At 42.6% G+C, this 13,875-nt stretch carries 8 protein-coding genes; 1 reads left to right on the top strand and 7 read right to left on the bottom strand.

Translation table 11 applies throughout. The features are described from left to right. Positions 1-3 precede the first annotated feature (3 nt). Entirely contained in the window at positions 4-678 is a 675-nt protein-coding gene (gene mutH / locus CWB72_RS10840) for a DNA mismatch repair endonuclease MutH (protein ID WP_138631299.1), read from the top strand. Positions 679-685: 7 nt separating this feature from the next. On the opposite strand, the gene CWB72_RS10845 is transcribed toward mutH, so the two are convergent. The 7 genes from CWB72_RS10845 to CWB72_RS10875 form a co-directional block, all read right to left on the bottom strand. Further along, positions 686-1,693, bottom strand: a complete 1,008-nt coding sequence (locus tag CWB72_RS10845) for a glucokinase (protein WP_138631301.1) — start codon at positions 1,691-1,693, stop codon at positions 686-688. A gap of 2 nt (positions 1,694-1,695) precedes the next feature. Beyond that, entirely contained in the window at positions 1,696-4,242 is a 2,547-nt protein-coding gene (locus CWB72_RS10850; RefSeq protein WP_138631303.1) for a glycoside hydrolase family 3 protein, read from the bottom strand. A 4-nt stretch (positions 4,243-4,246) separates the two neighbouring features. After that, positions 4,247-5,494 (bottom strand): sugar MFS transporter, encoded by a 1,248-nt coding sequence (locus tag CWB72_RS10855; RefSeq protein ID WP_138631305.1) that lies wholly within the window; start codon positions 5,492-5,494, stop codon positions 4,247-4,249. Positions 5,495-5,619: 125 nt separating this feature from the next. After that, a complete protein-coding gene (locus CWB72_RS10860; protein WP_138631307.1) occupies positions 5,620-8,577 on the bottom strand; it encodes a TonB-dependent receptor in 2,958 nt (985 codons plus the stop codon). A gap of 67 nt (positions 8,578-8,644) precedes the next feature. After that, positions 8,645-11,311 carry a glycoside hydrolase family 16 protein gene (locus CWB72_RS10865; RefSeq protein ID WP_138631308.1) on the bottom strand — a complete coding sequence of 889 codons (2,667 nt, stop codon included), beginning with the start codon at positions 11,309-11,311 and terminating at the stop codon, positions 8,645-8,647. 533 nt (positions 11,312-11,844) lie between these two features. Next, on the bottom strand, positions 11,845-12,678 hold the full coding sequence (locus CWB72_RS10870) for a LytR/AlgR family response regulator transcription factor (RefSeq protein ID WP_138631310.1): 834 nt from the start codon (positions 12,676-12,678) through the stop codon (positions 11,845-11,847). Continuing rightward, positions 12,671-13,801, bottom strand: coding sequence for a sensor histidine kinase (locus tag CWB72_RS10875; RefSeq protein WP_138631312.1), 1,131 nt, complete (start codon positions 13,799-13,801; stop codon positions 12,671-12,673). The genes CWB72_RS10870 and CWB72_RS10875 overlap by 8 nt, the downstream gene beginning before the upstream one ends. Positions 13,802-13,875: the final 74 nt, after the last annotated feature.

Raw genomic sequence — 13,875 nt, forward strand, 5'->3', positions numbered from 1 at the left:
ACCATGCTAAAACCTTCTCCGCCACTCACTATTAATGAACTCATGCAACGCGTTGAGCAAATTGCAGGGCTGACCCTAGGCGAGATTGCAGCTGAGTTTAACTTTAAAACACCTGAGCATTTATTACGTGAAAAAGGCTGGCAAGGTCAATTATTAGAATATGTGTTGGGTGCCACCGCAGGCTCAAAACCTGTGCCAGACTTTGAGCACTTAGGCATCGAGCTTAAAACCATACCTATAGGCTTTAATGGCAAACCACTTGAAACGACTTATGTATCGGTTGTTCCACTAACTAACCTCACCGGTATGACTTGGCAATCGAGTACCGTAAAGAAAAAGCTCACCCATGTTTTATGGCTGCCCATTTTAGCTGAAAAAACCATTCAACCCATAGACAGAACTATAGGCTCTGGGTTTTTATGGCAACCCAGCGAAATACAAGAGCATCAATTACAAAGAGACTGGGAAGAGCAAATGGAGCTAATTGCACTTGGCCGCATAGACGAAATCTCTGGCCATTTAGGTGAGGTGATGCAAATTAGGCCAAAAGCCGCGAACAGCAAAGCGTTGACTGATGTCATTGGGCCAAACGGTACAATGACGCAAACTTTGCCACGCGGCTATTATTTAAAAATTCCATTTACCACGCAGATCCTAGCGGAGCAGTTTGGTCTTTAAGGCTCAGCTAGTTTATTTCCTGATTCAAGAATACAGCGGCACCTAACAAGCCCGGTTGTGGCTCTGTGATCACAAACACTGGCGTCTGCTCTGCAATATGAGAAAGGCGACCTTTTGCAATAAAACGTTCGCAAAAGTCACCTTGTTTTAAAAACTCGATGAACCTAGGCACAATACCTCCAGCGATATAGATCCCACCAAAGCTGCTATTAAGTAATGCAAGATTACCTGCAAAGCTGCCTAGCACTTTACAAAATTGTTGAAGTGCCAAACGACATAACCCACAATTTAATGTAATAGCATTATGCGAAATCTCAGCCGCGCTCAAACTGGTTTTGTTTACCGCGGCATGACTCCCCTCTATAGTGTTTTGGTAATCTACAATCGCACTATAGATCTGCTCTAACCCATAGCCTGATAATAGTTGCTCATAAGAGATCCGTGGTTTTCTGCTATCGAGGTAGGTGAAAATGATCAAGTCCAGCTCATCTACCGGCGCAAAATCAATATGCCCGCCTTCTGAGTTAATACAATGCCAGAAATGATTGCCTTGCATTGTAACCGGTGTGAGGGTCGCAACCCCAAGCCCAGTACCTGGCCCACAAATCGAAATGGTGCTATTAGCTCTGCCCTGCTGTGGCCCTCGAATATGACACTTTTGCTTATCATTTAAAAAAGGTACTGACATCGCGATGGCTTTGTAGTCATTAATTAAATACAAGCTTTGTAAGCCCAACTCTGCCTTAAGCGCAGTTTGCGAAAACGCCCATGGCAAGTTTGTCATTGAGATCCAATCTTCATCAGTCGGACATGCAATCGCAAGACAAGCATGTAAAGCCTTACCTGCGATTTCTTGTTCAGCAATATACAACTTAAGTACATCTGACAGTTCAGCAAAGTCAGCACATTTATATGTGCTGACATGCGTTAACTGATTGTTTTTCGTTGCTTGCGCAATGCGGATATTGGTACCACCAATATCCGCAACAAGTCTAATTTCAGTTACATTATCCATAATCACTCACACTGAATGCTTGCGGACGTACCTTGCTCAGGCGCAAAGTGAATGTCACTGATAGATAGATTTGCCTTACCGCTTGTAGAAATTGCAAATGGCATGATCACTTGGCTATATTTCAAACCTTGTTTAGCAAAGCAATTTAAGTCAATTGATAAATTCTGCCATTGCGTGTCTGGTAATCTATTCAGCTGCTCTGTGATGTCTACCTGTGCTCGACAGCTACCTGGTTTATCGCCTTCACTTTCACAATGACTTGAAATAATCACAGGCTGCTCTGCAAGGCCATCGCGCATGAGCTCAATCACTAGTGCGGCATTACCGGCTTGCATCATAGATAAGTCTTCTCTAAACCAACTTTTGCTGACAAATTCCATACCCGCATTCTCTTGACCAGTCCAAACCAGTTTGAAAGCGTCTTCTTGGATATGTTTATCTATTGTGCGGTACTCAAGGCCTTTTAGAGCGATACTGCTCGACATCACAGCTTGATTGTTTGCCCCTGAGAACAAACGCATTTGCCAGGGCGCGAAAGTCTTCCCTTTGAATACATAGCTGTTTGCATCTGCTCCGTTATCAAGCTCAACTGTTTCACTCAAGCTATTTGATAACACAGACTTATCACCATACTGCAAACCAAAGCCATAAGGCAGTAATGGTGCATAATCGGCGTCAAATCGATTTACCGGCTTACTTGGGTGACTAGGCCAAGAGAATGACAATTTACCTTTGAAGTCATTTTGCAACTTACCCGCTTTATCTGTCAGCAGCACATCTGCAACTGCATCGCCTTCAGAGCCCGGTAGCCAAGCAGCGACAAAAGCATCACTGGCATTCAACTCTGGATTGACCCAAAGTGGACGGCCACTGATGAACACTGAAATGACCGGTATACCTTGCGCTTTTAACTTTTGTAATAAGGCTAAATCACGTTTATCACCTTGTTGATATACGAGATTTTCTTTATCACCATGGCCTTCCGCGTATGGCTCTTCACCAAACACCACAATGGCAACATCAGGTTTGTTTTCAAAACTACCGCCTTCGCTAAGCGTAACCTTGCCACCAGCAGCTTTGATTTGTTCGGCAAGACCGTCGTAGATTGAAGAGCCACCAGGAAAGTCGGCATTTTCATTGTTGGTGCCCTGCCATGTAATTGTCCAACCACCTGATTGCTTACCAATATTGTTCGCCGCATCGCCCGCAATCAGAATATTTTGCTTAGGAGAAAGTGGCAGCAAGTTATCGTTATTTTTGAGTAATACTAAAGATTCACGCACCGCTTGCTTTGCAACTTCACGGTGCTCAGCGTGACCGATCAATTCTGTTTTATTGGCATATGGACGATTTGCAGGGCTTGCTTTATCGAATAAGCCTGCACGGAATTTCACACGTAAAATGCGCGTTACCGCATCGTCAATGCGTGGCATTGGAATAACCCCAGCACGCACTTGTTTAATGGTGTTTTCCATTAAAGGCTTCCATGCATCCGTTGGTACCATGTACACATCAAGACCTGCATTCACCGCTTGTGGACAGTCGTGATTGCTACACCCTTTGATTTGACCATGACCGTTCCAATCACCTACCACGAAGCCATCAAAACCCATTTTGTCTTTTAAGACATCGGTAAGTAAATATTTATTGCCGTGAATTTTCTCACCATTCCAGCTATTGAAAGACGCCATTACAGACTGTGCACCCGCAGTTAAACCGCCCACATAACCTTGCGAGTGAATGTTGAATAAATCCAACTCTGAGTCGATGTTATTACCTTGGTCGTCGCCTTTTACCGTGCCGCCGTCACCCACAAAGTGCTTAACCGTACTAATCACGCGGTCATCACCTAAGAAATTATCGCCTTGTGTCCCCTGTAACCCATGAACAATTGCAGCAGCATATTCTTTCACTATCTCAGGATCTTCAGAGTAACCTTCATAGGTTCGGCCCCATCTATCATCGCGAACCGTAGCGACGGTTGGCGCAAATACCCAATCGATACCGGTTGCCATCACTTCTTTAGCGGTTACTTCGGCAATTTTTACAATCAAGTCTGGATTATTTGCCGCACCTAAGCCGATATTATGCGGGAATAACGTCGCGCCAATCACATTGTTGTGACCATGTACCGCATCGGTGCCCCACATGGTTGGAATGTTGATGCCATCTAGTGAATCATCAACCGACGCTTGATACATGGCCTCTGCTAAGTCAACCCAATCTTTCACACTGGAATGTTTGTTATTATTTGGGAACGCACCACCGCCATTGAGGTATGAACCAAAGCCATAGCGACGCATATCTTCTACTGTGATGTCGCGGATCTCAGGTTGGATCATTTGCGCTATTTTTTGCTCTAGCGTCATATTTGCCAACAGTTCAGCGACTTGACGCTCGATCTCTGGGTCTTTTTTAACTTCAGAGTTAATTGTCGGCCAAATATCTAAGCCAGACTTTTCTACTTCAACAGTGTCGTTTTGTTTTGCACATGATGCCAGCAAACCTGTGACCATCACTGCAACTAATGATTTCTTTAAACGCTTCATTTTATTACCTCTCAGAAGAGCCATTTACAGGTTTATGGCCTTTGAAGCCGAAGTAGCCAATGAACACATAACACAGTGCTGGCAATAAGAAAGACAGTTGCACGCCGACGACATCGGCAAGCATACCTTGGAATAATGGCACGATTGCACCACCAACAATGGCAAGACAAAGTAAGCCTGCGCCATGACTCGCAGCATCGCCTAATTTATTGATTGCTAAACTGAAGATAGTTGGGAACATGATTGAATTGAATAAACCAACAGCCAAAATTGACCACTTCGCCACAGCGCCGTCTGACATCACTGCAACCACAAGCAAGACAATGGCCATCACAGCATTGAATGCCAGTACTTTACCCGCTGCGATTTTTTGCATCACCACAGCACCGATAAAGCGGCCGATCATAGCGCCGCCCCAGTAATAAGCGATTAACTTTGCGGCTTGCGCTTCATTTAAGCCTGCAATATTTGGGTCGTGTAAAAAGTTAACTAAAAAGCTACCAATGGCGACTTCCGCACCCACATATAAAAAAATGCCAATCGCGCCGAGTTTAAGGTGCGTATATTTCAGTGCGGTTTTAATTGACGGGGTTGATTGTTCACTTTTACCCAGCTCTGGCAGCTTAATAAAAGCAAATACCACAGCTAAAGCCAATAGCGTCAGCGCTAAAAATAAATAAGGCACTTGTACTGCCGTTGCATCAGTTTGCGCAGCTGCATTTGTCTCTGAGAAAATCAGCCAAGCACCGAAAAATGGCGCAACAGTTGTACCTAAAGAGTTAAACGCTTGCGTCATAGTCAAACGTGAAGAAGCAGTTTTTGCAGGCCCAAGTGCACTGACAAATGGGTTCGCTGACACTTGCAAAACCGTGATACCTGCAGCCAGTACAAATAGCGCCCCTAAAAATAAGGCGTACACACCAAAAGCCGCTGCAGGATAGAATAAAAAGCACCCAAGACTGGCTATTGCAAGGCCCGTGATTATGCCCTTTTTGAAACCAATCTTACTCACTAAAGTGCCCGCTGGGATAGACACAATAAAGTAAGCGCCAAAAAAACAAAATTGCACTAACATAGCCTGGGTGTAAGTGAGGGAGAAAGCGTTTTTTAAATAAGGGATCAGAATGTCATTTAGACAGGTAATAAACCCCCACATAAAAAACAAAGTGGTTAAGGTGATCAGTGCAAAAGTATTATTCTGCGGTTGTTCAACCTGATTGTTTGTATCAAAAGTACCTATTGAGCTTGCCATAGTCATATTCCAGCATGCCGAACCCAAAGCGCTTACATTTTGAAATTGCTAGCACCAGAGTTTTAATTAATCTTGAATGGCTTACCTCATAGAAGAGGTAAGCACTTGTTATGAGTTATATTGAATTAATTGAATGAGTAACGAACACCCACCGCATAACGAGGGCCATATTCTCTCGCAAATAAGAACTGGCGCTCGTAACGGCCATAGCCTTGCTCTGTTTCGTTATTCAAGTTGATGCCTTCAAAGAACACGGTTACTTGGTCGTTCACGTCATAGTTCACACTCATATCCCACTGCCCAAATGCTTTAGCAAATTGCGGCGGATTATCTGAAGACCCCTGATCTTGACCAACACCAATCAGATACTCATCACGCCATGCGTAAGTTAACTTGACTGATAACCCATCTTTTTCATAGAAAGCTTGGAAGTTTGCTGAATCACTTAAACCCGTTAACGGAGTCTGTTGCTCTAGACTATTTACATCGAATTCAACATCGCCGTTTACGAAAGTGGCATTAACACCAACACCAAAGCCTGTTTCACCAATAAGATGTTGAACAGCAACTTCAATACCATCAACTGACTTAGTATCTGGCGCATTGAATGGACGCGTAATGTCCCACACCATCAAAGGGTCATCTGCGTTCGGTGTAATATAGCCTTGCTCGTTTAATGTTGAACCATTCGCTTGTATTTGAGCAAAAATCGCATCATTGGTAGCTTGCTCACCGCGCGCTTCAATGTCAGTGACCGCTTGATTCCAACGCGGGCCTTTGTAAATATCGTTAAACCCTTCAATTGTGGTAGATACAATCTGACTACCAATGAAGTTTTTAACAGATTTGTCGAAGTAACCAATCGATGCATAACTACCGTCGGCGTAGTAATACTCGAGACTTAAATCGAAGTTTGTTGATTCAAAAGGCTGTAAATTCGTATTACCTTCACTGGCATTACGCGAGCCAATTTTTGGACTACCTGATAAACTACGACCACCAGCTAAATCGCCTAAAGGCGCACGAGAAATAGTTTTACCCCACGAAACACGTGAAACTAATTCATCTGTTATCTCAACTTTAATATCGAGCATAGGTAACAATACGTCATGCTCACCTGTCATTGTGAGAGTGTTATTATCTCCAGGCAAGTACTGTGTATGCCACTCACTGCCACCTTTCCACCAAACCGCTGTTGGCACAGGTTGAAATACATCACTGGTTACTTCTGTCTCTTCGTAACGTACACCTAGGTTTAGTTGTACAGGAAAATCAGCAAGTTCAAATTCCCAGAAGCTTGATAAATAAACACTGGTGGTTTCTTCGGTTACCGCTCCCTTAGAGAAAGTCCCCATATCGTGATAGGCCGTTGTCGCAAAATAGTCATCACCACCTAACAGCTCATTGGTCAAAAATGCCTCTGAACGTGCAACCACTTCATCAAAATTAAACGTATAGTAATAGTGCGGATTTAAATCACTCCCACCACCTGCAAATGCATCTAAAAAGTCACTGGTATCATGCTTTGTAAACATGCCATCAGGGAACATTTCTGGCCAAGATGGATTAAACAAGAAACCACCAATTAGACCACTCCAAGCATTAGAACCACTCATTTCTTGCTCGGTTCGGGCAGCACCAAATTTAATGTTTACCAGGCCAATATCGTCATAGTAAACATCCCAAACACCATCTAATTGAATTTGCTCTACAATTGCTTTACCTGGAGAGTGAATAAATTGACTAAAATGGGAGTCCATTTCACTGGCTAGCAATTCGTTTGTGCCATTTTTCCAAAGGATATTAGCATGAGGTACTTCACCTGAGCGGTAGTCGTACATTTTTGTAATAAGCTGGTCTGACCCTAAAACCAAAGAACCATGGCTGCCTAACCCCTCATCTGCACCATTATCCGTCTCACTTTGAGAATCATGATAATCTAAGGTCAGTTTTAAAGAATCTGAAACCTGCCAATCAAAGTTAAAGCCTAATGAACGCTCTTCTACTTCTGTCGTCGCACGCGAGGCTGTAAACGAGCCATCATTGCCGCTAATATCTGCATAAACCACTGTGCCATTATCATCTAACTCATACGCATTGATATTACCACCATAGTCGTTCCACATACCCCAACCGATAGAGTTCATACCTGTCACGGCTTTGGTACCCACATAGTCTAATGTGAAGACCATATTATCGACTGGCGCATATTGGAAGACTACATGACCATTGGTGCGCTCTCGTTGAAAATCGGCAATACCGTAGTTCATATCTCGAGGAAAAAAGTGGTCACCTACTCTATTGCCTTCATCATCTAACGGGCGCGGATCGACAACCTTATCAGCGTCTAAGTTACTGGGTAAATCGACATTCGCTTGCCAACCTTGAATGTTGGCACCTTGCTGTTGAAAATCACGACGGTGATGATTAAAAGAAATAGCAAAACCTACCGTATCATCTAAATACGTGTTTGAGTAAAGCGCTGAGAACTCTGGTGTGACATCTTCTCCCGCTTCATTTGATGAATCATGAATAGCCTTAGCAGACACTGAAAGTTTTTCAGTTGCGCTACTAAGTGGTTTTGCTGTCACAATGTTGACCGTTGCACCCAGACCACCTGTTGGGTTTTCTGCTCGTGCTGTTTTATAGACTTCTAGTGCTGATACACCGCTAGATGACAAGTTCTCAAAGCTGTATGAGCGAGAATTACCCGTACCTGGCATTTGACGGCCATTTAAGGTTACTAGGTTAAAATCAGGGCCAAAACCACGCACCGTGATTTGACTCCCCTCACCATTACTACGGCTAACAGCAACACCCGTAATACGCTGAAGTGACTCAGCCAAGTTAGTGTCTGGAAATTTACCCATCTCTTCAGCAGAAATGGCATCAACAACACCCGACATGTCGCGTTTTATATTCATCGAGCGGATCAAACTGCCTTTGATACCACGTACTTCAATGACTTCTACGTCTTTTTCTTCATCAGCTTCGTTCGCATACGCATTGGCGGTAAAGCCTGTGCTTAATGCCGCACATACATAAAGTGCGATTTTTGATTGTTGGAATTTGAATGTGTTCATAATTACCCTACTAAAATCTTGCTCAGTGAGGAGCGTGAATAACCACGCTCTACCTTATCGGTTAGTGTTAAAGTGCTTTGATCATCACGTTATCTACGCGATAGACCGCACCCTCTCCCGCTCCCCAAGCAGGGAAGAACATTAAGATATCGATGGCACTGATATCTAAACCAGCATCTGATAATTCTTTTAAAGAATAAGTATAGGTTTGCCATTCACCGACAACTGGTGCTTTGCCTTCTTGACTTGCGCTTAAAAGTAATTCAGCAAAGCTGCTAGCACCCAGAGATTCAATTTTGAATAACCAAGCTGCGTCAGCATTATTTGGCGCTGTCACTACTTTTAGATCAAACTGCACTACGCCAGTTTCAAATAGTGCTGATGCATCAATAAAGTGCTCATCTTCAGCAAATAAACCCATTACAGTAGGCTCTGCACCCACTTTAAACTCTGCTGTCATACCATGCGCTGTATCGTCGTTTTCGAGTGTTGGTGTTGAACCGCCACAGCAGTCCCACAGTGACCATTTCTCTTTCACATCATCAGCAAATAATACATGGCCCATGAATGCATCAGATGCATTAGGATCGTAGATTTTCACATTATCAACACGATAAATCGCACCAGCACCTTGACCCCATGCAGGGAAAATCATTAACACGTCTATTGCGCTTACATCTAAACCCGCATTCGCTAAATCAGATAGCTTAAATGTGTATTTTTGCCACTCGCCTACAACAGGTGCTGCTTGCTCAACACTGGTTGATAAATCAACTTCGGCAAAAGAAGCTGCATCCACCGACTCGACTTTAAATAGCCAAGGGGCCTCAGTGTTGTCAGGTGCATTGGTGATCTTCATCTCAAATTCAATCACACCATTAGACAGAATTGACGTTGCATCGAAAGGACTTACAGCACCGCCATCCAGTACATTGTCAGTGCGAGAAATAAAGCCCATTACCGTCGGTGCATCACCAATCTTAAATTCAGCTACATTACCATGCGCATCATCGTCTAGTTCAACAGTAGGTGTTGAACCACCACAACAGTCCCATAACGGCCAGCTCGGATTTTGATCATTTTCAAAAATTGTTAGCTTAGGTGAAGCAACAGCGCCTGAATCCTCAATTTTTAAATTAGCTACACGATACTGTGCACCTTCGCCGGAGCCCCAGGTAGGAAAGATCATCACCACATCGATAGCACTTAAATCAAGGCCACCATCTGCTAATGCTTGAAGAGAAAATTCGAAGGTTTGCCACTGCCCAACAACAGGTTCAGTACCTGATATATTTTGCGAAAGAGGGATTTCGACGGCGGTTGTACCTTCTGAGCTTTCTATCTTAAGCATCCAAGTCGAATCTGCATTATTCGGTGCTGTCACGATTTTCATATCGAAACTAAGTTGGCCTGTTTCAATCATAGGAGATGCATCAAATGGCGAAGGTTTACCCGCTTCATCAGTAATGAATTCCTCACGAGTAATAAAGCCATTTACAGTCGGCGCAGCACCAACAACAAACTCAACCACATCACCTTTAGTTTCATCTACAACAATCTGTGGTGTTGAGCCGCCACAGCAATCCCATGCAGGCCAATTAGGATTAAACGAACCATCAAAAATCGTTAAATTTTGAGCAACACCTGTTGATGGCGGAGAAGGAATGGGCGCTTTACCCTCTACAAGCGCATCTTCCAATGAGTCATAACCAGCACGAACTGTTTCGCAGCCTTTACCTGTATCAAGGTTCTGCTGACATTGATAAACACGTACAAAATCGATTTCGAATGTTTGGCCATTCGCAAACGCTGTAGGATCAACATCCGTTTCATTGACGTTTTCTGGCCAGTTACCACCTACCGCAAAGTTCAATAACATATGAAATTCTTGGTCATATGGTGCATCACCATAATGTGTCGTTAGCTCACCACTTACTTGGTCAAAATACTCAGCAAACCAACCACGATGTTTTAAACCAACAGTTTCGCCCTTTGAATTAGTTCGAATTTCAGAACGACGCTGTGTTGCATATAGATAATCATCTACATACCAACGTATTTCTCCTTCTTGCCACTCGATTGCATACGTATGGAAATCATCAGCTGGGTTAGCACCATCTGGTAATTTGTACGCTTTGCCTGAATTCACATTATCTGGCCAATCTTTACCATAATGCAACGTGCCATATACGTGACTCTCAGGGTTGCCCTCGGCATCTTTGGCTTTTAAATTTACCGCTTCAACTATGTCTATTTCGCCAGATTTCGGCCAACCACCATACACTTCATCAGTAGGAAGCAACCAAAATGCCGGCCAACTGCCTTGACCACTTGGTAACTTTGCACGGATCTCAAAGCGGCCATATTTAAAATCAGCTTTATTTTTGGTAACCATTCTTGCTGAGGTATAAGGCTGTTGAGCACCTTCAGCGGCAGGTAATGCAACAATTTTCAGTGTACCGTCACTGACAAATGAATTTGCTTCATCTTCTGTGTAGCACTGTTTCTCGGCGTTACCACCGCCTAAACAATTAACCTCATGAGTCCATTTTTGACCATCGATTGATGTGCCATCAAACTCATCACTCCAAACCAACTGCCAGTCACTCACTGGAGCTTGAGGATTAATTAGTGTCGGATCTGTTTTCGTCTCAGCACCACCGCCGCATCCCACTAAGGTAGATACTGCGATTAAGGCACCAACATGTGAAAAATGCTTTGCAACTTTTATCATAATGTGTGTTCCAAATATGCGACTTTGTTGTCATAACAATTCATGAGACCCGTTGTCATTTATAGCCTGAGGTTGGGATAAGAAATAAGATAAACATTTGTTGTTAAAATTTTTTACCTTACTTTCTCGTCTAGCTAGAGAATTATTATTTATCCGAAGCTCAGGTTAATTATTAATGATCTCTCACAAATTGCGCATGGTGTGCAGTAAACAGACAAGCAAGTAAACTGCGCCTGGTGTGCAGTAAACAGACAAGCAAGTAAACTGCGCCTGACTTTATCCTGTTCCATTAACCTTATTGTTACAATGCAGATTCGGTATCATGAAATAGAGCTGAGACGCCCGTGCCATGCATCAAAATAGTGCGCGACAAAGCGAAACAAATTTACGATGAAATATGCAAGCCTTTTGTTGCTTGGGTTAATGAGGTGTTTTTATATTCGGGTCATGCGCCATGCTGGCGCACTTTTTTGATGAATTGCTTTGATCTGATGCAACTGAGAAATAAATGTAGGGTCAATATTGTTTCAGGTTTAATTTATGACTGGTTTTTCAGCAATAAAATTTTGCAACACAGGGCTGTAATTTCTGCTAACTTTTAACTCAATATCATCATTCAAAGTGACTATACTCTCGTTATTTCGAAGCGGCTTTATGCTTATGACGTGGTTTAAATTAACTATGGTAGATTTATGAATTCGTGCGAACTGTTTTTCATCTAATAATGACTGTAATTTCTTCATAGTGATACGTAGCACATGAGTGTCTTTTTCGGTGTGGACACACATATAATCACCTGCCGCATCTACCCATTTGATTTCTTTAACTGGGACGAGCACTTTTTCATTATCACTGTTCTTTATCACTATCTCTTGATTGATAGCGGTGGGAAGCGGTTCATCGGTTTCAAGCCATTCCTCTAATTCACTCACTTCTATACCTGACGTCTCTCCTAGCGCATTAAGCAGTTTAAATTTTTCTTTTTCTGCTTGATGGGGATTTTTTCGTTCAAGTATTCTCGATACAGTTTTTTGCAAGCGACCCAAATTTGCCGGCTTAAGCACATAATCAATGGCATTAAGTTCAAATGCTTCAATGGCATACTCACTGTAGGCACTAACAAAGACGATCATTGGCAGTGTATCGGCTTGCATCGCTTGCACGACTTCAATGCCATTCAACCCGGGTAGCTGTAAGTCAAGAAATAACACATCTGGCTCTAAAGTTTGGCAAAGTTTGATTGCATCATCGCCATTTTCAGCCTGCCCAATTACTATTATTTCAGGAATTTTCGCCAGACGGAGACTGAGCCCCTCAAGGGCCAATGGTTCATCATCAACAATGACAGCCGTTAATTGTTTAGTCATTATTCACCTCATAAGGCATCGTCATGGTCACTGTATTTCCTCTTTCTTGATTAGGTGTCAAAGTCACCTCGCACTCGCCGTTGAACATCACATCTAGTCTTGAGCGTGTATTTTGTAAACCGATACCAAACCCTTTACTTTGTAATTCTTTTGCAGTTTGGCCCGTATCCGTTATTTTAATGATTAAACACTCGTCGCTTTTATATGCCTTAAAAGTGATCTCAGCGCCTTCTTTACTTGGCTCTACCGCATACTTAACCGCATTTTCGATAATTGGCTGACAAAGCATATTGGGCATAACACAGTGTATTACGTCTTTATCGATGTCAAAGTTTACTCTGAGGCGTTTACCAAAACGGACTTTTTCAATTGATAAATAGAGTTCTAGCAAGTCAAGCTCATCCTTTAGCGTGCTCTTATTTTGCTTAGTCGCTTCTAACGAGTGACGAAAAAAGTCGCATAATTTGTCTAGCATCTCTGATGCTGTGTCATTTTCTTCTTTTAAAATCAGCGTCGATATCGCATTCATTGTATTAAACATAAAATGCGGATTAAGCTGATATCTTAGCATTTCAAGTTGCGCGTCTTTTGCCAAAGTCTGCGCTCTTAATAATTGCTCATGCTCTCTTTGTAGCTTGCTGTTATAAAGCATGATGAAGAAGATTGATGTCCACACAAACATGGTTGCTAAAGAGAACAATAACCAACCACCGAATTCAAGCATGTTCCATGCTTCATTCCATTGCTGGCTATGTACTATTACTTTGTAACTACCTAACTTAATAATATTATAAAGTAAACCAAGCACTGCAGCCGATGAAAAGCTCATTATTAAAGTTTGCTTCAAAGTATTATGAATGACTCTTTGAATAAACAACCACTGCAATAAAGAGAGGCAAAAACCACTGAGTGTTTCGACAATTAAGTTAATTATCTGACCAACTAAGTTAAAGTCGGGAGAATCAAATTGCGGGCGAATAATGGCAATAAATACCACAAGCATGTAACCAAGCCAGCCGCCTATCTGTAAGCTCCAAAATTGCTTAGACAACCTTTTAAAAGCCGAAGATTCTAGTTCCAATGGGCTGTTTTCTGTGAGATGGGCTTTATTGAAAACGTTCAAAACAGGCTCTATTTATCGTTATTCTTTAATTACTTTATTCAATAGAAATAAATAGGCAAGCAGAAAAGCGAAAT

The sequence above is a fragment of the Pseudoalteromonas phenolica genome (assembly GCF_005886345.1).
In the GTDB taxonomy this organism is placed as follows: domain Bacteria; phylum Pseudomonadota; class Gammaproteobacteria; order Enterobacterales; family Alteromonadaceae; genus Pseudoalteromonas; species Pseudoalteromonas phenolica_A.

Coding starts and splice junctions, on each gene's coding strand:
- mutH (WP_138631299.1), top strand. CDS start 4: ATGCTAAAACCTTCTCCGCCACTCACTATTAATGAACTCATGCAACGC.
- CWB72_RS10860 (WP_138631307.1), bottom strand. CDS start 8,577: ATGAACACATTCAAATTCCAACAATCAAAAATCGCACTTTATGTATGT.
- CWB72_RS10855 (WP_138631305.1), bottom strand. CDS start 5,494: ATGGCAAGCTCAATAGGTACTTTTGATACAAACAATCAGGTTGAACAA.
- CWB72_RS10850 (WP_138631303.1), bottom strand. CDS start 4,242: ATGAAGCGTTTAAAGAAATCATTAGTTGCAGTGATGGTCACAGGTTTG.
- CWB72_RS10870 (WP_138631310.1), bottom strand. CDS start 12,678: ATGACTAAACAATTAACGGCTGTCATTGTTGATGATGAACCATTGGCC.
- CWB72_RS10845 (WP_138631301.1), bottom strand. CDS start 1,693: ATGGATAATGTAACTGAAATTAGACTTGTTGCGGATATTGGTGGTACC.
- CWB72_RS10865 (WP_138631308.1), bottom strand. CDS start 11,311: ATGATAAAAGTTGCAAAGCATTTTTCACATGTTGGTGCCTTAATCGCA.